The organism is Streptomyces sp. NPDC107471 (genome assembly GCF_055582845.1).
Window position 1 is genome coordinate 71,781 of the sequence record NZ_JBVJPC010000010.1, and the last position, 21,374, is coordinate 93,154.

General features: G+C 73.1%; 17 protein-coding genes. 11 read left to right on the forward strand and 6 right to left on the reverse strand.

Going from position 1 to position 21,374, the window contains the following annotated elements:
• The first annotated feature begins 44 nt into the window (after positions 1 to 44).
• Both ACZ66S_RS30660 and ACZ66S_RS30665 read left to right on the forward strand, forming a co-directional pair.
• Complete coding sequence (locus ACZ66S_RS30660) at positions 45 to 1,526, forward strand: acyl-CoA dehydrogenase family protein (RefSeq protein ID WP_469904798.1); 1,482 nt, start codon at positions 45 to 47, stop codon at positions 1,524 to 1,526.
• Positions 1,523 to 2,029 (forward strand): nitroreductase/quinone reductase family protein, encoded by a 507-nt coding sequence (locus ACZ66S_RS30665; RefSeq protein WP_469904799.1) that lies wholly within the window; start codon positions 1,523 to 1,525, stop codon positions 2,027 to 2,029. The genes ACZ66S_RS30660 and ACZ66S_RS30665 overlap by 4 nt, the downstream gene beginning before the upstream one ends.
• Positions 2,030 to 2,057: 28 nt before the next feature.
• On the opposite strand, the gene ACZ66S_RS30670 is transcribed toward ACZ66S_RS30665, so the two are convergent.
• Positions 2,058 to 2,693: a TetR family transcriptional regulator gene (locus ACZ66S_RS30670; protein WP_469905025.1), complete on the reverse strand. Its 636-nt coding sequence runs from the start codon at positions 2,691 to 2,693 to the stop codon at positions 2,058 to 2,060.
• 135 nt (positions 2,694 to 2,828) lie between these two features.
• Between ACZ66S_RS30670 and kbpA the strand changes: the two genes are divergently transcribed.
• The gene (kbpA, locus tag ACZ66S_RS30675; protein WP_469904800.1) at positions 2,829 to 3,581 is read left to right on the forward strand and encodes an AfsK-binding protein KbpA; all 753 of its coding nucleotides are present in this window, start codon (positions 2,829 to 2,831) and stop codon (positions 3,579 to 3,581) included.
• A gap of 170 nt (positions 3,582 to 3,751) precedes the next feature.
• Positions 3,752 to 6,100, forward strand: a complete 2,349-nt coding sequence (locus ACZ66S_RS30680) for an outer membrane protein assembly factor BamB family protein (RefSeq protein WP_469904801.1) — start codon at positions 3,752 to 3,754, stop codon at positions 6,098 to 6,100.
• Between the two features lie 52 nt (positions 6,101 to 6,152).
• On the opposite strand, the gene ACZ66S_RS30685 is transcribed toward ACZ66S_RS30680, so the two are convergent.
• From ACZ66S_RS30685 to ACZ66S_RS30695, 3 genes are read right to left on the reverse strand one after another with little or no spacing between them, the layout of a single operon-like run.
• Positions 6,153 to 6,938, reverse strand: a complete 786-nt coding sequence (locus tag ACZ66S_RS30685) for an enoyl-CoA hydratase/isomerase family protein (protein ID WP_469904802.1) — start codon at positions 6,936 to 6,938, stop codon at positions 6,153 to 6,155.
• Positions 6,923 to 7,330, reverse strand: a complete 408-nt coding sequence (locus ACZ66S_RS30690) for a Zn-ribbon domain-containing OB-fold protein (RefSeq protein WP_469904803.1) — start codon at positions 7,328 to 7,330, stop codon at positions 6,923 to 6,925. The genes ACZ66S_RS30685 and ACZ66S_RS30690 overlap by 16 nt, the downstream gene beginning before the upstream one ends.
• A 2-nt stretch (positions 7,331 to 7,332) precedes the next feature.
• The gene (locus ACZ66S_RS30695) at positions 7,333 to 8,484 is read right to left on the reverse strand and encodes a lipid-transfer protein (protein ID WP_469904804.1); all 1,152 of its coding nucleotides are present in this window, start codon (positions 8,482 to 8,484) and stop codon (positions 7,333 to 7,335) included.
• A 105-nt stretch (positions 8,485 to 8,589) separates the two neighbouring features.
• Here ACZ66S_RS30695 and ACZ66S_RS30700 point away from each other — a divergent pair, with 105 nt between their 5' ends.
• A complete protein-coding gene (locus tag ACZ66S_RS30700) occupies positions 8,590 to 10,140 on the forward strand; it encodes a FadD3 family acyl-CoA ligase (protein WP_469904805.1) in 1,551 nt (516 codons plus the stop codon).
• An 88-nt stretch (positions 10,141 to 10,228) separates the two neighbouring features.
• On the opposite strand, the gene ACZ66S_RS30705 is transcribed toward ACZ66S_RS30700, so the two are convergent.
• Both ACZ66S_RS30705 and afsR read right to left on the reverse strand, forming a co-directional pair.
• The gene (locus tag ACZ66S_RS30705) at positions 10,229 to 10,417 is read right to left on the reverse strand and encodes a hypothetical protein (RefSeq protein ID WP_469904806.1); all 189 of its coding nucleotides are present in this window, start codon (positions 10,415 to 10,417) and stop codon (positions 10,229 to 10,231) included.
• A 220-nt stretch (positions 10,418 to 10,637) separates the two neighbouring features.
• A complete protein-coding gene (afsR, locus tag ACZ66S_RS30710; protein WP_469904807.1) occupies positions 10,638 to 13,622 on the reverse strand; it encodes an SARP-family global regulator AfsR in 2,985 nt (994 codons plus the stop codon).
• A gap of 199 nt (positions 13,623 to 13,821) precedes the next feature.
• Here afsR and ACZ66S_RS30715 point away from each other — a divergent pair, with 199 nt between their 5' ends.
• The 6 genes from ACZ66S_RS30715 (at position 13,822) to ACZ66S_RS30740 (ending at position 21,277) form a co-directional block, all read left to right on the forward strand.
• Positions 13,822 to 15,063 (forward strand): amidohydrolase family protein, encoded by a 1,242-nt coding sequence (locus ACZ66S_RS30715; RefSeq protein ID WP_469904808.1) that lies wholly within the window; start codon positions 13,822 to 13,824, stop codon positions 15,061 to 15,063.
• Complete coding sequence (locus tag ACZ66S_RS30720) at positions 15,060 to 15,977, forward strand: LLM class F420-dependent oxidoreductase (RefSeq protein WP_469904809.1); 918 nt, start codon at positions 15,060 to 15,062, stop codon at positions 15,975 to 15,977. The genes ACZ66S_RS30715 and ACZ66S_RS30720 overlap by 4 nt, the downstream gene beginning before the upstream one ends.
• Before the next feature lie 11 nt (positions 15,978 to 15,988).
• Positions 15,989 to 16,759, forward strand: a complete 771-nt coding sequence (locus tag ACZ66S_RS30725; protein ID WP_469904810.1) for an SDR family NAD(P)-dependent oxidoreductase — start codon at positions 15,989 to 15,991, stop codon at positions 16,757 to 16,759.
• A 117-nt stretch (positions 16,760 to 16,876) separates the two neighbouring features.
• Positions 16,877 to 17,995: an LLM class flavin-dependent oxidoreductase gene (locus tag ACZ66S_RS30730; protein WP_469904811.1), complete on the forward strand. Its 1,119-nt coding sequence runs from the start codon at positions 16,877 to 16,879 to the stop codon at positions 17,993 to 17,995.
• Between the two features lie 94 nt (positions 17,996 to 18,089).
• Positions 18,090 to 19,820: an N-acyl-D-amino-acid deacylase family protein gene (locus ACZ66S_RS30735; RefSeq protein WP_469904812.1), complete on the forward strand. Its 1,731-nt coding sequence runs from the start codon at positions 18,090 to 18,092 to the stop codon at positions 19,818 to 19,820.
• On the forward strand, positions 19,817 to 21,277 hold the full coding sequence (locus ACZ66S_RS30740) for an aldehyde dehydrogenase family protein (protein ID WP_469904813.1): 1,461 nt from the start codon (positions 19,817 to 19,819) through the stop codon (positions 21,275 to 21,277). Before ACZ66S_RS30735 ends, ACZ66S_RS30740 begins: the two co-directional genes overlap by 4 nt.
• The last annotated feature ends 97 nt before the right edge of the window (positions 21,278 to 21,374 follow it).

The window sequence follows — 21,374 nt, forward strand, 5'->3', positions numbered from 1 at the left end:
CCTAATATGACGGACCGTCAGATCGGGAGGGAAGAGGAAGAGCCATGGACGCTCGCTTCACCGCCGAACAGGACGAGATCCGGGGCGCGTTGCGGGAACTGCTGCGCAAGCGGTGCGGGCCCGCGGAGTCGAGGAGCGCGGCCGACACCCCGGCCGGGTACGACCCGGCGCTGTGGACGGCCCTCGCCGAACAGCTCGGGCTGCCGGGGCTGGCCCTTCCCGAGGAGTACGGCGGTGTCGGGTGCACGGTCACCGAACTCGCCCTGGCCTGCGAGGAGACGGGCCGGGTGCTGGCCCCCACCCCCCTGCTCGCCACCGCGGTCCTCGCCGCCCCCCTGGTGCTGGCCCTGGGCACCCGGGCCCAGTGCGCGGACCTGCTGCCGCGGATCGCGTCGGGCTCCCTGACGGCCGCCCTGGCCGTTCCCCCGGGGCCGGCCCTCGCCCTGACCGCCGACAACCACGGCGACTGGGCCGGAGGCGGCCGCGCGGGCGGCGTACAGGCCCGCCCAGCCACGGCAGGGGCGGACCGGGCGGCGACGGCGGGGGCGGACCGGCCGGTGACGGCGGGGGTGGATCGGGTGGCGGGGGCGGACCGTCCGGCCACGGCGGGGGCGGACGGGGCGGCGGGGGTGGACCGGGCGGCCGCGGCGGGGGTGGACCGGCCGGTGACGGCGGGGGTGGAAGGGGTGGCGACGGCGGGGGAGGACCGGGCGGCCATGGCGGGGGTGGACCGTGCGGCCACGGCGGGGGAGGACCGGCCGGCGACCGTCCCCGGCGGGCCCCAAGCGGTGGCGGGCGCAAGGGCGGCGGTGGGCGGCGGCGGGTGGCGGCTCTACGGGCAGGTGGATCAGGTGCTCGACGGGCACAGCGCCGACCTCCTCCTGGTCGCCGCGCACGCCGGGGGCTTCGCCCGCTCCCGGACCCTGCTCTTCCTCGTCCGGGGCGACGCCCCCGGACTCGTCCGCACCCGGCAGACCGCCCTCGACGCCACCCGCCCCCAGGCCCGGGTGCAGCTCCGGGACGTCGAGGCCGAACTGCTCGGTGCCGACGGGGCCGATGTCCTCGGGGCGCTGGCCCGCACCGGGGACACCGCCGCCGCTGTGCTCGCCTGCGAGGCCGTCGGGGCGGCCGACCGGGTGCTGGGCACGACCGTCGAGTACGTCGGGCAGCGGGAGCAGTTCGGGCGGCCGATCGGGTCCTTCCAGGCCGTGAAGCACCGGCTCGCCGATGTGTACGTCCAGCTCCAGGCGGCCCGCTCCGCGGCCTGCTTCGCCGCCTGGGCGGCCGCCCACGAGGAGCAGCGGGCCGGCGGGCTGGCCCTGGCCCAGGCCCTGGAAGCCTTGCGGACGGCCGCCGCCGAGGGGATCCAGTTCCACGGGGGAATCGGCTTCACCTGGGAACACGAGGTGCAGCGGTACTTCAAGCGCGCCGCAGCCGACGAACTCCTCTTCGGGCCGGCGCACCGGCTGCGGGCGCACGCGGCCGACACGGCGCGGCTGTTCGAGCGGACGGAGGTGTCGGTGTGATCGGCGAACGGCTCATCCAGAAGGTGTCGTCCACGCGCGGCTTCGCCAAGGTCGCGCCGCATGTGATCCCCGCGCTGGACCGGCGTGTGCACCGGCTCACCCGGGGCCGGGTGCTGCTCAGCGCCCGGATGCTGCCGGGGGTGATCCTCACCTCCACGGGGGCGCGGAGCGGCCTGCCGCGCCGGACCCCGCTGGCCTGCATGCCCGAGGACGACGGCCGCACCTGGATCCTGGTCGGCTCCAACTTCGGCCGTGCCGGGCACCCCGCCTGGACCGCCAACCTGATCGCCCACCCCGACGCCGAGGTCAACTGGAAGGGTGCGGACATCCCGGTGCGGGCGACGCTCTTGACGGGGGAGGAGCGGGCGGCCGTGTGGAAGACCGCGCTGGCGTTCTGGCCGCCGTACGCCACCTACCAGGCGCGGGTGGAGCGGGAGATACGGCTCTTCCGGCTCGTACGCACGACAGGCGGCCGTCCACCGTGTGAACAGCCGCCTGCCTGACAGGACGTGGAACCGGGAGCGTGCCGAGCTACTTGGTCGGCTTCTTCCCGGTGACACCCAGGTGCACCAACAGCGCGAGATTCGGCTTGAGTTCGGCCTGCTTGACGCCCCAGGTCTGGAAGCCCTTCTGGTGCGAGGCCACCGCCGCGAGCATCGCGACGAGCGACCCGGCGACCGCTGCCGGGTTGACGTCCTTGTCGACCCTGCCCTTGGCCTGGAGCTCGGCGACGGCGTCCGCGAGGGAGTTGTTCACCGAGTTGAGGATCTTCATGCGGATCTTGTAGAAGCGTTTGTCCCCCTCGGCGGCCCCGAGATCGACCACGCGCAGGATGGCGTCGTTCCTGCGCCAGAACTCCAGGAAACCGTCCACGAGTTCCTGCGCGGTCTGCCAGCCCGCCTTGCCGACCCACGACCGGCCTTCGAGCAACTGCGTCAACTGGCCGCCCTCGGTGGCCATTTGCTCGGCGATCTCCAGGACGGCGCCCTCGACGTCCGGGAAGTACTGGTAGAAGGTCGCGGGTGAAGTGCCCGCCTTCCGGGCGACATCGATGACCTTGACGTCCCGGTAGGGGGAGGAGCTGAGCATCTCGCTGAGGCAGTCGAGCAGCTTCTGCCGGGTCGCCTGCCCACGCCGGCCGGCCACCCGGCCGTCGACGGTACGCACTTGTCCTGTCATGCCGTCAGCTTACCGAGGGGTGATCGGAGCGCGATTCGGCCGACTGCAAATGGGGTGCACGAGGTCCTGGAGGCGGGTGTGCCTGGTCCTGCGGGGTACGTGCGTCGCCGTTACTTTGACGGTATGGCCGAAAACAGGGCATCCGCAGACGGAACGGGATACGGCGAGGGAGTCCCCTGCTGGGTGGACGCGCAGTTGCCCGACGTGGCAGCCGGGAAGCGCTTCTACGGTGAGCTCTTCGGGTGGACCTTCCGCGACCGGCCGGAGGCCCCCGGCGGCTCGGTGTGGGCCCACCACGAGGGCCGTCCCGTCGCCGCGCTCGCGCACAAGGCGGACGGCCGCATGCCCACCGTGTGGACGGTCTACTTCGCCACCCCGGACATCGAGAACCTCGCCGACCGGATCTGGGCGGCCGGCGGACAGGTCGTCACCGCGCCCATGCCGGTCGCCGAGCTGGGCACGTCCGCCCTGGTCACCGACCCGGAGGGGGCCGTCTTCGGACTCTGGGAGCCGGCCGGCCACCTCGGCTTCGGGGTCCGTCACGAGCCCGGCACCTTCGCCTGGGCCGAGCTGTACGCGCGCGACACCGAGGCCGCCAACACCTTCTACGGCGGGCTCTTCCACGACGCCCTCTTCGGGCCCGAGGCCCACCCCGACTTCGGCCGCGCCCCCGTCTCCGACGTCTTCCCCGCCGAGATGCCGCCCCACTTCCTCGTGCACTTCGCCGTCGAGGACTGCGAGGGGGTGCTCGGGACGGTCGGCCGGCTCGGCGGGCGGGTCCAGGCGCCGCCATTCGAGACGTCGTACGGAAAAGTGGCCGTCGTCACCGACAATCAGGGGGCGTCGTTCGCCGTACTGGAGCGATCGGAGCGGTAGAAGGTACCGCTTTGAGGTGTGACACCCTGTTTGACCCCGGGTTCGCCACCAGGCCTCCGGCCAGGAAGAATCAGGGTTGCGTGCCGCCATGGCGGTGCGGTGGTGAGACGCTGCACGGGGTCGCGTACATATGTGGGTGGCGCGGCTTGTACGGGGAGGTGGCAGGCAGAGTGGTGGATCAGCTAACGCAGCACGATCCGCGCAGGATCGGGCCGTTCGAGGTACTGGGGCGACTCGGTGCCGGCGGCATGGGGCTGGTCTATCTCGCGCGTTCGGCGTCGGGCCGGCGCGTGGCGATCAAGACGGTCCGCACGGAGCTGGCCGAGGACCAGCTCTTCCGTGTCCGCTTCACCCGTGAGGTGGAGGCGGCCCGGGCGGTCTCCGGCTTCTACACGGCGGCCGTGGTCGACGCCGACCCGCGCGCGGCCGTGCCCTGGCTCGCCACCGCGTACGTCCCCGCGCCCTCCCTCGAGGAGATAGTGAACGAGTGCGGGCCGCTCCCGGCCCAGGCGGTGCGCTGGCTCGCGGCGGGCGTCGCCGAGGCCCTGCAGTCCATCCACGGCGCCGGGCTGGTCCACCGCGACCTCAAGCCCTCCAACGTCCTGGTGGTCGAGGACGGGCCCCGGGTGATCGACTTCGGCATCGCGTCCGGTGTCTCGAACACCCGTTTGACGATGACCAACGTCGCCGTCGGCACCCCCGCCTACATGTCGCCCGAGCAGGCCAAGGACTCCCGCAGCGTCACCGGCGCCAGCGACGTCTTCTCGCTCGGCTCCATGCTGGTCTTCGCCGCCACCGGCCACCCGCCCTTCCACGGCGCCAACCCGGTCGAGACGGTCTTCATGCTGCTGCGCGAGGGCCCCGACCTCGAAGGCCTCCCGCACGAGCTGCGCCCGCTGATCGAGTCCTGCATGCAGATGGAGGCCACCGGCCGGCCCAACCCGGCCGACCTCCAGGCCCAGCTCGCCCCCCATCTCTTCGGCTCCGGCTCCGACGACAGCGGCACGGCCTCGGCCTGGCTGCCCGAGAAGGCCGTCGCCCTGATCGAGTCGCGGCGCGGCGGCCGCGCGGCGCCCACGCAGGTCGGCGGTGCCCGCAACGGAGGCGGCCGCCCCGCCGTACCGCCGCCGCCCTCCTACGACCCGCCGCAGCCCGCCCCGGTCCCCGTGGGCGCCCCCGACACCGGTCCCGTGCGCCTCGCCGGCGCCCAGGTGCCCATCGGGCCCGGACCGCGCGTCGCCGACGCCCGGGCCGCCGCCGTGCAGGCGCCCCCGCCGGAGGCCGGCCTGGTCGCCTCCTGGTCCCGGCCCCGCCCCGGTGTCAACGGCACCGACGCCGCCGTGGGCCCGGCCGTACCGGCGCCCCCGCCCGCGCCGCCGGAGACCGCGGCCGGCTGGCGGCCCTGGCGGTTCCGCATGTCGAACGACGTGTGGGGCACCCCGGCCGTCGCCGGGGACCTCGTCTACGTCACCTCCTTCGAGGTGCACGCCCTGGACGTCGGCACCGGCCGCCGCCGCTTCAAGACGCGGGACGTGGCCTGGTCGATGGCGGTCGCGGACGGCCGTATCCACGCCTCCGACGGCCCCACCCTGTTCGCCCTGGACGCCCGCGAGGGCGCCGACCAGTGGCGGATCGGCACGGACGCCTGGGTGTACTCCCTCAAGGCCGAGCGCGGCACCGTCATCACCGGCACCCGCGGCGGTGGCGTCCAGGCGTGGGACGCCTCGGGCGGCCAGAAGCTCTGGGAGATCTCCGGCTGCCAGACCGACTTCGAGTCCCCCGAGGCCGGACCCGCGCTCCACGAGGGCACGGTCTACGTCTGGCAGGAGGGCCGCCTGCGGGCCCTGGACGCCCGTACCGGCGAGGAGCGCTGGGCGATCCCCATCGGTGACGCGGCCTCCTGCGGCGGGGTGCCCGTCCGGGTGGCCCAGGCCCACGACGGGTTCGTGTACATCTCGGCCGGCACCCGGGTCATGGCCCTGGACGTGGCGAGCGGACGGGTGCGCTGGCACTTCGAGGCCCCGGCGGTCTTCCTGTGCCCGCCGACCTTCGTACCCGGCGCCGCGGTGACGGGCGGCGGGGTGTACCTCGCCGACTACCTCGGCACGGTGTACGCCCTCGACGCGACCGACGGCCGCGACCGCTGGCGCATCGCCACCGAGGCCCGGTCGTCGGTCGAGCCGGTGCTGGTGGCCGGGGGTCATGTCCACGTGGGCAGCGGCAAGGGCCTGTACACCCTGGACGCCGTCACGGGCACGCCGAAGTGGCGGTTCCAGGCCGGCGGGGACATCGTCGGGGCGCCCGCGGTGGCCGAGGGCCGGATCCACTTCGGGTCCACCGACCACCTGCTCTACACCCTGAAGGCCGACGACGGCCGACTGCGCTGGAAGCTCGCCACCGGCGGGGAGATCACCGGCTCGCCGGTGGTCAAGGACGGCGTGGTGTACGCGTGCAGCAAGGACCGGTGCGTGTACGCGCTGGACGCGGAGAAGGGGACGGGGACGGCCCGCACGAACTAGCCCGCCCGCGGGGCCGCCGGGAAGCATACGCCCGCGCGGGGCGTCGACTTTGCTAACGCAATCGAAATCCGGGCTGCCGGGAACGGAACAGTCCGGACTGTTCCTCCGGTGGCAGGTTCCCGAGCGCGACGAGGTGCGGCGCCTGCGCGAACCCCCGTTGCACGGCGGCCTCCTTGGCGGCCCAGAGCGCGCGGACCGTGCCCTGCACCCCCTGGGGCGGATACCCGGCGACGAGCTCCGCGGCGGCGGTCGCGGCCGCCAACGCCCCGCCGGGAACGGTGACTTCGGTGACCAGGCCGATGGTGTGGGCGCGCTCGGCGGAGAGCCGTTCCGCCGTTCCCATGAGCGCCAGCCGCGCGGCCTCCCCGTGGGGCATGACCTGGGCCATGAGCACCGACTCGTAGGCGCTGACCATTCCGTAGGCGGTGTGCGGGTCGAAGAAGGTGGCGGCCGGGTCGGCGACGAGGAAGTCGCACTCGCCCAGGAGGTAGAAGGCACCCCCGCAGGCCATCCCGTTCACCGCCGCGACGACCGGCTTCCACAGGTCGTTGGACTTCGGGCCGACGCGCAGCAGCGGATCGTCGGCCATGTAGGGGGAGTTCGGCTGCGGGACCTCGGCGTCCCGGTCGAGGCCGGTGCAGAAGGCCCGCTCCCCGGCACCGGTCAGGACCACGGCCCGTACCGAGTCGTCGCGGCGCAACTCCTGCCAGGCGGTGACCAGTTCGTCGCGCATTTCCAGGTCGACGGCGTTCAGCCGGTGCGGCCGGTCCAGGGTGACGACCGCGACCCCGGTGTCCTTGTCGGCGGCGACCCGCAGGCCCGTCACGCCGGCACCCACTGCGGCAGCCCGTCCGAGAACACCACGTGCACCCGGGCCCCGACGCGGATCCGGCCCGGATCAACGGAGTCGAGGGCCGCCCCGGCCGCGGCGACCAGATTGCCGACCAGGCGGATCCGGGGAGCCTCCTCCAGCTCGACCACGATCACGTTGTACGGCGCCAGCGCCGCGTAGTCGGGCAGCAGGGGCGGGTGGGGGACCACCCAGGACCAGACCCGGCCGCGGCCGGAGACCTGCCGCCACTCGGCCTCGAAGGACTGGCAGTGCGGGCAGCAGGGCCGGGGCGGGAAGCGGAGCTCGCCGCAGTCGGCGCAGGCCTGGACGCGGAGTTCGCCCCGGGCGGCGTACTGCCAGAAGGGGGCGCCCGAGGCGTCCGTCACCGGTTCGAGCATGGTCAGCTCCTGTTGGTCAGCAGCAGGGCGGAGGTGGGGACGCCCTCGCCGGCGGTGACGAGGCAGGTGGCGGCGTCCGGGACCTGCGCGGTGCTGGTGCCGCGCAGTTGCCGTACGCCCTCGTCGATGAGGTTGAAGCCGTGCACGTACGCCTCGGAGAGCCCGCCGCCGCCGGTGTTGATCGGCAGCCGTCCGCCGATCTCCAGGGCGCCGCCCTCGGTGAAGGCGCCGCCCTCTCCTCGCCCGCAGAAGCCGTAGCCCTCCAGGGAGAGCGGGACGAGGGAGGTGAACGCGTCGTAGATCTGGGCCACGTCGACGTCCTGCGGGGTGAGGTCGGCGTGCTTCCACAGGTGCCGGGCGGCGGTCCAGGCGGGCCCGGTGAGCGGGTCGTCGTTCCAGTAGTTGACCATGCCGTGGTGCTGGGCGGGCAGGCCCTGGGCGGCGGAGTGGACGTAGACGGGGGTGCTGGGGCAGTCCCGGGCGCGGTCCCGGCTGACCAGCACGCAGGCCAACGCCCCGTCCGTCTCCAGGCAGTTGTCGAAGAGGCACAGCGGCTCGCTGATCCAGCGGGAGGTCATGTACATCTCGCGGGTCAGGGGGCGGTCGTACATGATCGCGGCGGGGTTCTGGTTGGCGCGGTTGCGGCAGGCGAGGGCGACGTTGAACAGGTGGTCGCGGGTGGCGCCGTACTCGTGCATGTAGCGGCGGGTGAGCATGGCGATCTCGTCGGCGGGGCGGAGCAGCCCGAAGGGTCTGGTCCACTGGGCGGGGGTCGGGAGCTGGACGGTGGTGTTGGTCCAGGGGCGGGGGCCCGAGCCGCGCTTGCGGGACCGCCAGGCGACCCCGACGGTGGCCTGGCCGCTCGCTATCGCCGCCGCGAGGTGGGCGACCGTGGCGCACGAACCGCCGCCGCCGTAACCGACCTTGCTGAAGAAGGTGAGGTCGCCGAGGCCGACCGCCTTCGCCAGCTCGACCTCGTCCGTCTCCTCCATGGTGTACGAGGCCAGGGCGTCGACCTCGCCGGGGGCGATCCCGGCGTCGTCGAGGGCGGCGAGCACGGCCCGGCAGGCCAGGGTCCGCTCGTCCTCGGCGAGGTGTTTCGCGAAGGGGGTCCGTCCGATGCCCACGATCGCCGTGGCGTCCTTGAGGGTCACGCTGCACGCACCTCCGCACGCTGTGAGGCCTGCTGACAGCCCGTCAGGCTACAGCTAATCTGACGGGTAGTCAGCTAATGTGTTTCCGCTTTCGGGGAGGCCGATGTGGAGTGGCGGAGCGTCCCGGAGCTGGTCCGGTGGGCGGCGGAGCGCTACCCCGCCACGGAGGCGGTCGTGGAGGGCCGGAACCAGGTCACCTACGCCGAGTTGGGCGCCCGTGTGGAGCGTGCGGCGGCGGCCTGCATCGCGAACGACGTGCGTCCCGGCGACCGGGTGGCCGTCTGGGCCCCCAACTCCCTGGACTGGATGGTCTCGGCACTGGGCGCGGTGTCGGCCGGAGCCGTCCTGGTGCCCCTCAACACCCGCTTCAAGGGCACCGAGGCCGCGGACGTGCTGCGCAGGAGCGGGACCCGGCTGCTGTTCGTCACCGGGACCTTCCTCGGCACCTCGTACGTGGCCTCGCTGCGCCGGGCCGTCGCGGAGGGCCCCGGCCTGCCCGACCTGGAGCAGGTGGTGGTGCTGTCCGACGACGCCCCCGCCGACTACCGCACCTGGAAGGACTTCCTGGCGAGCGGCGACAAGGTGGGCCGGGCGCAGGTCCGGGCGCGGGCCTCGGCCGTCGAGGGGGCCTGGCCCTCGGACATCGTCTTCACCTCCGGCACCACCGGCCGCCCCAAGGGCGCGGTCATCACCCACGAGCAGACCCTGCGGGCGTACGACGTCTGGTGCGAGCTGGCCGGGCTGCGGCACGGCGACCGCTATCTGATCGTCAACCCCTTCTTCCACACCTTCGGTTACAAGGCCGGGGTGATCGCCTGCCTCATGCGGGGCGCGACGATGATCCCGCAGCCGGTGTTCGACGTCGACACCGTGCTCGCCAACATCGCGGCGGAACGCGTCTCGGTGCTGCCCGGCCCGCCCACCCTCCACCAGTCCCTCCTGGACCACCCGGCACGGACCTCCCACGACCTGTCCGCGCTGCGGCTGGTGGTGACCGGCGCGGCGGTCGTGCCGCTCAGGCTGGTCGAGCAACTGCGCGGCGAACTGGGCGTGGAGACGGTCCTGACCGCGTACGGCCTCTCGGAGGCGAGCGGCATCGTGACCATGTGCCGGCGCGGCGACCCGCTGCCCGTGATCGCGTCCACGTCCGGGCGGGCCATCCCCGGCACCGAGGTGCGCGTGGCGGCCCCGGAGGGGCAGCCCGGTGAGATCCTGGTCCGCGGCTTCAACGTGATGCGCGGCTACTACGAGGACGAGGCGGCGACCGCGGAGGCGGTGACCGAGGACGGCTGGCTGCGCACCGGCGACATCGGCGTCCTGGACGCGGCGGGCAACCTGCGGATCACCGACCGGCTGAAGGACATGTTCATCGTGGGCGGCTTCAACGCCTACCCGGCGGAGATCGAGCAACTCCTCGGCCTGCACCCGGCGGTGGCCGACGTGGCCGTGGTCGGGGTGCCGGACGCGCGGCTCGGCGAGGTCGGCAGGGCGTACGTGGTGCGCCGCCCGGACGCGGTCCTGACCGCCGACGACCTGATCGCCTGGGCCCGCCGGGAGATGGCCAACTACAAGGTGCCCCGGACCGTGGCGTTCGTGGCGCGACTGCCCCGCAACGCGAGCGGAAAGGTGGTGAAGGGGGAGCTGCGCCGGCCCTGAGCGGGCCGGGCCCCGGACACGCCTCGGCCGCGACGGCTCCCCCTCCGCGCCGCCGCGGCCGATCCCCGTGCGTACGGAAAGGTCCTCGTCAGACCGTCTCGTCCGTGGCGTGGTTGTCGAGCGGCTTGACCGTGCCGTCCGTGGTGCCGACCGCCAGGGTGACGACCTTCTCGGCGCCCGTGGCGTGGTTGTCGAGGGTGGTGACCTCGTCCTCGGTCCCCGTGGCGTGGTTGTCGAGCGGCTTGACGGTGCCGTCCTGCTTCTCGGTTTCACTCATGGGTGGTGACTCTCCCGTTCGATGATGGGCCGGACCGCCCGGCGACTCCCCCGAGGGCCGCCGGGCGGACATGTCAGGGTCGGTAACCCTAGCGATGGAGTCCACCGCTGACCCGTCTGCCCCCCGACGCGACGGATCGACAGGACTAGTCTGCCGAGCGGCGATAAACGAACGATGAACGTCCGTCCCGCAGGTCCGTCCCCGCACCCGGCGGCACGGTCTACACGGTGGCCGACGGCGTGAGCAGGTGCCGTACCTCGGCGGCCTCCGGCGAGCCGAGTTGCTCGAAGATGCCGAGCGCCTCCTGCCAGCACGCCACCGCCCGGCCGGGCTGCCCGAGCCCGCTCAGGGCGCGGCCGAGGACCGTCAGGACGTTGCCGCGCCGCCACTCGCCGCCGATGCCCCGCAGCACGGCCAGGGCCTGCTCGGTCAGGGCGGCGGCCTGCGCGGGGCGGCGCCCGGCGAGGTGGGCCTCGGCGAGCCGGAAGAGCGTCATGCCCTCCCACAGCCGCTGCCGGCTGTCGCGGAAGACCTCCAGCGCCTCCGTCAGCCGGTCCACGGCGGCGTCCAGCCGCCCCTGCCCGGTGAGCGCGAGACCGAGCGCGTACCGGCCGTTCGCGCCGCGCAGCGTGTGCCCCAGCCGGTCGTAGATGACGATGCCCTGCCGGGCGAGCTCCACGGCGCTGGTGCTGCGCCCCATGGCCAGGTGGATCCGGGAGAGGTTGCACAGCGCGCTGGCCTCGCCCGCGGGGTTCCGGTCGCGCCGGAAGCTCTCGATGGCCTCCTTCAGGTACGCCTCGCCCTCGGGGTGGCGGCCCTGGTAGAGCGCGATGATGCCGCGGTCGTTGGCGGCCCAGCAGCTCGGCGCCAGGTCGTCCGCCGCCCGGGCGAGCTCCATGGCCAGCCGGGCCACCGCGTCGGCCTGGTCGAAACGGCCGGCGACGATGTGGACGTTGGTCAGGGCGGTGAGCACCCGCGCCCGGGTGCGCGGGTCGTCGGCCGCGTCGGCCGCGTCCCGCAGGGCGACGGCGGCGACCTCGTACTGCTTGGCGTTGGCCCCCGACTCGGCCAGGTCCTTGGCCACCCACAGCAGGTCCACCGCGCGCCGCAGCAACGTCCCCTGCGCGCACTGCTGGACGAACGCGAGCAGGGCGTTGGCCTCCGCGTACAGCCAGTCCTGGGCGGCGTGGCGGTCCTCGAAGGACAGTCCCGGGTAGCGGATCTGCTCCAGGTGGTCCACCAGCCGGTCCCCGGGCCGCTCGATGGCGTACACGCCCGCCGTGGTCGCCAGGTAGAAGTCCAGCAGCCGCGACAGCGCCGCCTCGCGCTCGCTGGGCGGCCACTCGTCGCGTTCGGCGCACGCACGCGCGTAGAGCCGTACGAGATCGTGGAACCGGTAGCGGCCGGGCGCCGCCGACTCCAGCAGCGAGGTGTCGACGAGGGCCTCCAGCAGGTCCTCGGTGTCCTCGACGGGCAGGTCCAGTACGGCGGCGGCCGCGGCCAGGGAGATGTCCGGGCCGTCGGCGAGGCCCAGCAGCCGGAAGGCACGGGCCTGCGCGGGTTCGAGCTGGCCGTAGCCGAGTTCGAAGGTGGCCTTCACGGCGAGGTCGCCGGCCTGGAGTTCGTCGAGGCGACGGCGTTCGTCGGCGAGCTTCGCGGCGAGGACGGAGACCGTCCAGGTGCGGCGGGCCGCCAGGCGGGAGGCGGCGATGCGGATGGCGAGCGGGAGGAAGCCGCAGGCGGCGACCACGTCGAGGGCGGCCTTGCGCTCCGAGGCGACCCGCTCCTCGCCGACGATCCTGGTGAAGAGCTGGAGTGCCTCGTCGGGGGACATGACGTCCAGGTCGACCAGGTGCGCACCGGCGAGGTCGACCATCCGCACCCGCGAGGTCACGAGGGCCGCGCAGCCCTCCGTGCCCGGCAGCAGGGGCCGTATCTGGGCCGCGTCACGGGCGTTGTCGAGCAGGACGAGGACCTGGCGGCCGTCGAGGACCGAGCGGTACAGGGCGGCGCGTTCCTCCAGGGAGTCGGGGATCGCCGAGTCGGCGGTGCCGAGGGCCCTGAGGAAGGCGCCGAGGACCGTCTCCGGGTCGGCGGCCCGGGCACCGGCGCCCTGGAGGTCGACGTACAACTGCCCGTCGGGGAAGGCCGAGCGGGCCTGGTGGGCCACGTGGACGGCCAGCGTGGTCTTGCCGACGCCGCCGATGCCGGCCAGCGCGGAGACCGCCATCACCCGGCCCGCGGCACCGGAGGCGAGCACCTCGCTCAGTTCGGTGACGAACGCGGCGCGGCCGGTGAAGTCGGGCACGGTGGCCGGGAGCTGGGCGGGGCGGACGGGGGCCGCGACCGGTTCGGGCTGCGGGGAGGAGGGCTCCGCGAGGCCGGGGTCGGCCTGGAGGATGCGCTGCTGGAGCTCGCGCAGTCCGGGGCGCGGGTCGACGCCGAGTTCGTCGGCGAGCAGCCGGCGGGTGTCGGCGTAGACCGCGAGGGCCTCCGCCTGCCGGCCGCTGCGGTACAGGGCCAGCATGAGCAGTTCGCGCAGGCGCTCGCGCAGCGGGTGCTCGGCGGTGAGGGCGGTGAGCTCGGAGACCGCCTCCGCGTGGCAGCCCTGCTCCAGGTCCATGTCGAGCCGGGACTCCAGGAGTTGCAGCCGCCACTCCTCCAGCCGGACGCGCTGTGCCTCGGCGTACGGTCCGGGGACGCCCGCGAGCACCTCGCCGTCCCACAGCGCCAGCGCCCGGGTCAGCACGTCCCGCGCGTGGCACAGGTCCCCGGCGCTTCTCGCCTTCTCCGCCCCGGTGGCGAGTTCCTGGGCGGCGGCCAGGTCCAGCGCGTCCTCGCCGAGCCCGCGGATCGCGTAGCCGCCGGACTCGCTGACCAGGATCCCGGGGTCGAGGATCTTGCGGAGCCGGGAGGCGTAGGTGCGCAGCGCGGCCAGGGCCTGCTCCGGCGGTTCCTCGCCCCACAGGGCGGAGATCAGCTCGGCGGCGGTCGCGGTGCGGCCCTCGCGCAGCAGCAGGGCGGCGAGCAGGGCGCGTTGCTGAGGGGAGCCGGTGTTCAGCAGTTCCTCGCCGCGCCGGGCGCGCACCGGTCCGAGCACGCTGAAGCGCAGCGGCGCGCTCTGCGCCGCGGAACCCGTGTCCTGCCCGGCCCCCGCCGGGGAGCCGGGACGCCTCTGCTCCGGCACCCGCGGTACACCGTCCATCGCCGTCCCCCTAGGGCCTGTTTACAACCCCGTCAGTCTGCCTTGTCCACGGCGGCCGCGTCAGCCGTGGAGAGCCTGATCACAGGAGGACGCGCGGGATGTCACAAGGCCCTCACCCGCCCTCCGCACACGTCCGCACACGATCCGTCGCGATCGGCCGCCGTCCACGGAGCTGACGGGTCGTCAGATCGGCGCTACCGTGAGCGCCATGGAGACCACGACGGCACTTCCGAAGATCATCTCCGTCGACGACCACACGGTGGAGCCCTCCGACGTCTGGCAGAACCGGCTCCCGAAGAAGTACCTGGACACCGGCCCGCGCGTGGTCCGCGCCCCGCTCAAGGAGATCAGCTTCCTCGGCGGCCGGTTCAGGCCCGTGATGGGCGCCCCGGGCGACGACGGCCCGCTCGGCGACTGGTGGCTCTACGAGGGACTCCAGCGCCCCCTCACCCGCCTCGACACCGCGGTCGGCTACAGCAGGGACGAGATCAAGCTGGAGGTCATCACCTACGAGCAGATGCGCCCCGGCTCCTACGACGTCCCGCAGCGCCTCGCCGACATGGACGTCAACCACGTCCAGTCCGCGCTCTGCTTCCCGACCTTCCCGCGCTTCTGCGGCCAGACCTTCACCGAGGCCGAGGACCACGAACTGGGCCTGCTGTGCGTGCGGGCCTACAACGACTGGATGGTGGAGGAGTGGTGCGGCCCCCAGGCGCGGGGCCGGCTCATCCCGCTCACCCTCGTCCCGCTCTGGGACGCCGAGTTGGCGGCCGCCGAGGTCCGCCGCAACGCCGCCCGCGGGGTACGGGCCGTCGCCTTCTCCGAGATACCCCCGCACCTGGGCCTGCCCTCCGTCCACTCCGACGACTGGGACCCTTTCCTCGCCGCCTGCGACGAGACCGGCACGGTCGTCGCGATGCACATCGGCTCCAGCAGCCGGATGCCCTCCACCTCCGCCGACGCCCCGCCCGCCGTCGGCTCCACCATCACCTTCGCCAACTGCTGCTTCTCGATGGTCGACTGGCTGATGAGCGGCAAGTTCGAGCGCTTCCCGAACCTCAGGGTCATGTACGCCGAGGGCCAGATCGGCTGGATCCCCTACATCCTGGAGCGCGCCGACGTGGTCTGGGAGGAGAACCGGGGCTGGGGCGGCGTCGCCGACAAGGTGCACCGCCCGCCGTCCGAGCTCTTCGCCGAGCACGTCCACGGCTGCTTCTTCGACGACGCCTTCGGGCTGCGCAACCTCGACGCCATCGGCGTCGGCAACGTCCTCTACGAGACCGACTACCCCCACTCCGACTCCACCTGGCCGAAGTCGAAGGAGGTCGGCGAGGCCCAGATGGGACACCTGGACGCCGAGGTGGTCGAGCGGATCGTGCGGGGCAACGCCATCGACCTGCTGGGGCTCACCCCGGTCGGCCTGTGGGACGGCCCCCGGTGACCGCGTACGGCATCCAGCTCCCGATCCAGTCGCAGAGCACGATCTACGCCGAGCCCTGGGAGGCCGGTGCCGGCCCCGGGGACCTCGTCGAGGTGGCCCGCGCCGCCGAACGCGCCGGCTTCGCGTACCTCGCCGCCTGCGACCACGTGGCCGTCCCGCGCCGTCTCGCCCCCGCGATGAGCACCGTCTGGTACGACCCGGTCGCCACCCTCGCCCACCTGGCGGGCGTGACCGAACGCGTACGGCTGCTCAGTCATGTGGCGGTGGTCGGACTGCGGCACCCGCTGGTCACCGCCAAGCAGTACGCCACCCTCGACCACCTCAGCGGCGGGCGGCTGATCCTCGGGGTCGGCGCCGGGCACGTGCGGGAGGAGTTCGAGGCGCTCGGGGTCGACTTCGACGGCCGCGGGGCCGTCCTCGACGAGTCGATCGACGCCCTGCGCACCGCCCTCGGCCCCGAGGAGTTCCCCGAACACCACGGCAAGCTCTACGACTTCGCGGGCCTCGGCCAGCGCCCCCGGCCCGCGCAGGCCCGCGTCCCGGTGTGGGTCGGGGGCTCCTCCCCGGCCGCGGTGCGCAGGGCCGCCCTCAAGGGCGACGGCTGGCTGCCCCAGGGCGACCCCCGAGACGAACTGCCCGCGCAGATCGAGCGGATCCGGCGGCTGCGGGCGGAGGCGGGCCTCGAAGGGCCGTTCACCGTCGGGGCCATCACCGAGCCGCTCTACCTCGGCACCCCCTCCTGGGACGTCGGCCGCCGGACGCTCAGCGGCGCCCCCGACGCGGTCGCCGAGTCCCTGCGCGCCTACCGCGCGATGGGTGTGGACCAGATCCAGGTGCGGTTCCGCAGCCGCGACCGCGCCGAACTCGTCGACCAGATAGCGGCGTTCGGCGCCGACACCGCCCCCCAACTCTGAGGAGTCACCGCATGGGCAAGCTGGACGGACGTGTCGTCCTCGTCACCGGTGCGGCACGCGGGCAGGGGGAGCAGGAGGCCCGCCTGTTCCGGGAGGAGGGCGCCGAGGTCGTCGTGGGCGATGTGCTGGACGAGCAGGGCAAGGCGCTCGCCGAGGAGATCGGGGCGCTGTACGTGCACCTCGACGTGGGCCGGGAGGCCGACTGGCGGCGGGCGACGGAGGCCGCCGTGGCGGAGTACGGGCGGGTCGACGGGCTCGTGAACAACGCCGGCATCCTGCGCTTCAACGCCCTCCTGGACACGCCTCTCACGGAGTTCATGGAGGTGCTGCAGGTCAACCAGGTCGGCTGCTTCCTCGGGATCAGGACCGTGGGGCCGGTGCTGTCCGACGGGGGCACGATCGTCAACACCGCCTCCTACACCGGTGTGACCGGGATGGCCGGCGTGGGCGCCTACGCGGCCTCCAAGCACGCGATCCTCGGGCTCACCCGGGTCGCCGCGCTGGAGCTGGCGCCGCGTGGCATCAGGGTCAACGCGATGTGCCCCGGGGCCGTCGACACCGCGATGTCCAACCCGGCGGCCCTGGACCCGTCCGCGGACGGCGCGGAGGCCGCCCGGGGGCTCGACCGGTTCTACCGCAAGCTCGTGCCGCTCGGCCGCATCGGACGGCCGGAGGAGGTGGCCCGGCTCGCGCTGTTCCTGACCTCGGCCGACTCCTCGTACATCACCGGCCAGCCGTTCGTGATCGACGGCGGTTGGCTCGCCGGGGTCTCCGTCATCTGAGTGACCGTCAGCTATTGACGGTGTCTGCGCCCGGTGCCACAGTCGGCGGCAGATCAGGAATCTGACGGAGTGTCAGAAACAGGAGTGTCAGAGACAGACTGGGGACGGTGAACCTCCTTGGAATTCGGGCTCTTTGTACAGGGATACGTGGGCAAGCGCGCCGAGACCGACCCGCTGGCCGAGCACAAGGCGCTGATGGAGGAGACCGAGTACGTCATCCAGGCGGACCGCTCCGGCTTCAAGTACGCCTGGGCCTCCGAGCACCACTTCCTGGAGGAGTACTCGCACCTCTCCGCCAACGACGTCTTCCTCGGCTACCTGGCGCACGCGACCGAGCGCATCCACCTCGGCTCCGGGATCTTCAACCCGCTCGCCCAGGTCAACCACCCCGTGAAGGTCGCCGAGAAGGTCGCCATGCTCGACCATCTCACCGGCAACCGCTTCGAGTTCGGCAGCGGCCGCGGCGCCGGCTCGCACGAGATCCTCGGCTTCCTCCCCGGCATCACCGACATGAACCACACCAAGGAGATCTGGGAGGAGACCATCGCCGAGTTCCCGAAGATGTGGCTCCAGGACGAGTACGCCGGCTTCCAGGGCAAGCACTGGCAGTTGCCGCCGCGCAAGGTCCTGCCGAAGCCGTACAGGAAGTCGCACCCCGCGATGTGGTACGCCGCCGGGTCGCCGCCGTCGTACGCCATGGCGGCCAGAAAAGGGCTCGGGGTGCTCGGCTTCAGCGTGCAGAAGGTCTCCGACATGGAATGGGTCCTCGAGCAGTACAAGACGGCGGTCGTGGACGCCGAGCCGATCGGGGACTTCGTCAACGACAACGTCATGGTGACGACCACCGCGATCTGCGCGCCCACGCACGCCGAGGCGATCGACATCGCGGTGCGCGGCGGCCTGCACTACCTGCCCTCGCTGGTCTTCCGCTACCACGACACGTTCCCGCGGCCAGAGGGGTTCCCGGTGTGGCCCGAGACGCTGCCCGAGTACACCGCGGAGTTCGTCGAGGTGCTCATCGAGGAGGAGCTGCTGATCTGCGGGGACCCCGACGAGGTGGTCCGCCAGTGCAAGCGCTGGGAGCAGGCCGGGGCGGACCAGCTCAGCTTCGGGCTGCCGGTGGGGGTTCCGAAGGAGGAGACGCTCCAGACGATTCGGCTGATCGGGGAGCACGTGATCCCGAAGATCGACACGGATCCCGTGCACCGGACATCCCGGTTCCGGGGTGCCGCGTAATCGCCGTTGCGGTGTGCGGGCGCGTTGTGGCTGGTCGCGTAGTTCCCCGCGCCCCTGAGTAGGACGATCCCCTGTATGCCAGGAGGCGAACCCCATGCTCGATCACGTCATCAAGGGTGCTGCCGTTGTCGATGGGACCGGTGCGGCCGCCTTCGGAGCCGATGTCGGCATCCGTGACGGACGTATCGCCGTCGTCGGCAACGTCACCGAAGATGCCCGTACCCGCGAGGACGCCTCCGGGCTCGTCCTCGCCCCCGGGTTCGTCGACCCCCACACCCACTACGACGCCCAGCTCTTCTGGGACCCGTACGCCACTCCCTCCCTCAACCACGGGGTCACCACGGTCGCCGCCGGGAACTGCGGGTTCACGCTCGCCCCGCTGAACCCGGCCCGCCCGGACGACGCCGACTACACCCGCCGCATGATGTCCAAGGTCGAGGGGATGTCCCTGGTCGCCCTGGAGGAGGGGGCGCCCTGGAGCTGGCACTCCTTCGGGGAGTACCTGGACGCCCTGGAGGGACGGATCGCCGTCAACGCCGGTTTCATGGTGGGGCACTGCGCCCTGCGCCGGTACGTCATGGGACCGGACGCCGTCGGCGGACAGCCGTCCGAGGCCCAACTCGACGAGATGCTGCGGCTGTTCCACGAGGCGATGGACGCCGGTGCCTGGGGGTTCTCCACCACCCAGTCGTCCACGCACTCCGACGGCGACGGAAAGCCCGTCGCCTCCCGGCAAGCGCTGCCCGCCGAACTCCTCGCACTCTCCCGGGCCGTCGGGGAGCACGAGGGAACTCAGATCGAGGCCATCGTGGCCGGCTGCCTCGACCAGTTCAGCGACGCCGAGATCGAGCTGTTCGTGGAGATGAGTGCGGCGGCCGGACGGCCCCTGAACTGGAACGTGCTGACCATCGACGCGGCCGTCCCGGAGCGGGTGCCCAGGCAACTGTTCGCGAGCGAGCAGGCCCGCAAGGCGGGCGGCCGGGTCGTCGCCCTCACCATGCCGATCCTCACCCCGATGAACATGTCCCTGGGCACCTTCTGCGCGCTGAACCTGATCCCCGGCTGGGGTCCGGTGCTCGCACTGCCCGTCCCCGAGCGGATCGGGAGACTGCGCGATCCGGACGTACAGCGGGAACTGCTCCGGCACTCCCAGTCCAAGGAGGCCGGCGTCTTCCGGCGACTGACCAACTTCGGGCGGTACGTCATCGGGGACACCTACAGCGACACCAACCGCGGGCTCAGCGGGCGGGTCGTGGAGGACATCGCCGCCGAGCGCGGACAGGAGCCGTTCGCCACCCTCGTGGAGATCTGCGCGGCCGACTCGCTGCGCACGGTCCTGTGGCCCATGCCCACCGACAACGACCCGGCGTCCTGGGCCCTGCGGGCCGAGACCTGGCAGCACGAGGACGTGCTGCTCGGCGGGTCCGACGCGGGCGCGCACCTGGACCGGATGTGCGGGGCGCCGTACACGACCCGCTTCCTCGGGGACTGTCTGCGCGGGCGGCGACTGACCTCGCTGGAGCAGGCCGTGAAGATGCTCACCGACGACCCGGCCCGGCTGTTCGGGCTGCGCGAGCGGGGCCGGATCGAGGAGGGCTTCCATGCGGACCTCGTGCTCTTCGACCCGGAGCGCATCGCCGCGGGTCCGGCCACCCTGGTGCACGACCTGCCGGGTGACAGTCCGCGGCTCGACTCCCGGGCGATCGGCGTCCGGGCCGTGTGGGTCAACGGCGTCGAGGCGATCCGGGACGACGTGGTGAGCGGAGCCGTGCCGGGCCGGGTGCTGCGGTCAGGGCGGGACACCAGGACGGTGAGCACCAGGTGAGTGCGCCGGAGGAGGGGCAGCCGCTGTTCGTCGGCGGCGCGTGGGTGGCCCCCGACGCCGGGCACTACGCGGTGGTCGACCCGGCCACCGAGGAGACCGCCGGATGGGCTCCGGAGGCCTCGCGGGATCAGGTGCACGCGGCCTGTGCCGCGGCCCGCGAGGCCTTCGGGCCGTGGTCGCGCACGGCACCCGAGGAGCGGGGCGCCGTGCTGGCCCGGGCCGCCGACCTCATCCGTTCCCGGCTGGAGCCGTACGCCGAACTGGCCCGGGCCGAGACCGGCGCGACCACGGGGGTGGCCCGGGGCATGCAGGTCGGCGTGGCCGCCGCCCGCTTCCGAAGGTACGCCCGGGTGGAGCCCGCAGAGTGGGCGATCCCGCCGCAGGTCAACGAGGCCGGGCCGATGGGCAGGGCCGCGGTGATGGGCGCGCTGGCCGTCCGCCAGCCCATCGGGGTCGTCACTTGCGTCACGTCGTACAACAACCCGTGGGCCAACCCCGCCGGGAAGGTCGCCCCCGCGCTCGCCATGGGCAACACGGTGGTGGTGAAGCCCGCCCCGCAGGACCCCCTCTCCGTGTACCGCATGGCGGAGGCGCTGGAGGCGGCCGGGGTGCCGCCCGGGGTCGTGAACGTGGTGAGCGGGCGTTCCGTGGCGGTGGGCGAGGCCGCCGTCGACTCGGCCGACGTCGACATGGTCAGCTTCACCGGCTCCACGGCGGTCGGCCGGCGCATCGCCGAGGTGTGCGGGCGGTCCATGAAAAGGCAGTTGATGGAGCTGGGCGGGAAGGGCGCGGCACTCGTCCTCGACGACGCGGACCTCGGATCGGCCGTGGCCGGGATCGGCACCACCTTCTCCTTCTACAGCGGACAGATCTGCACGGCGCCGACGCGGGTGCTGGTGCAGCGGGCGGTCCACGACCGCCTCGTGGAACAACTGACGGCTTTCGCATGCCGGTTGAAGGTCGGCGACCCGCGCGCGCCCGGGACGGTCGTCGGTCCGGTGATCTCGGCGGCACACCGCGAACGGGTCGAGTCGTACGTCGAACTGGCCCGCAAGGAGGGCGCGACGGTGGCCGCCGGTGGTGAACGCCCGCCGCTGGACCGGGGTTTCTACGTCGCCCCGACCCTCCTCGTCGACTGCCGACCCGACATGCGCGTGGTCCGCGAGGAGATCTTCGGCCCCGTCGTGACCGTGACGCCCTTCGACGACGAGGAGGAGGGCATCGCCCTCGCCAACGACAGCGACTACGGCCTGATCGACTACGTCTGGTCGGCGGACGTCGGCCGCGCCTTCCGCGTGGCACGGCGGCTGCGGGCCGGGGGAGTCGGGGTCAACACGGTCGGCCGGAACATGGAGGCGCCGTTCGGCGGCTTCCGCAGCAGCGGGGTCGGCCGGGATTGCGGGTCGTACGCGCTGCACGCCTACAGCGAGGTGCAGTCGATCGTCTGGCCGGGCTGAGTGGCCCCCGGGGCGGGCTTCGGCCAACTGGCCGGTAACCGGCGGGAGGGACCGTAGAGTCCCGGAGCGGAGGGCGGCGGCTTTCGGCCCGACGCCC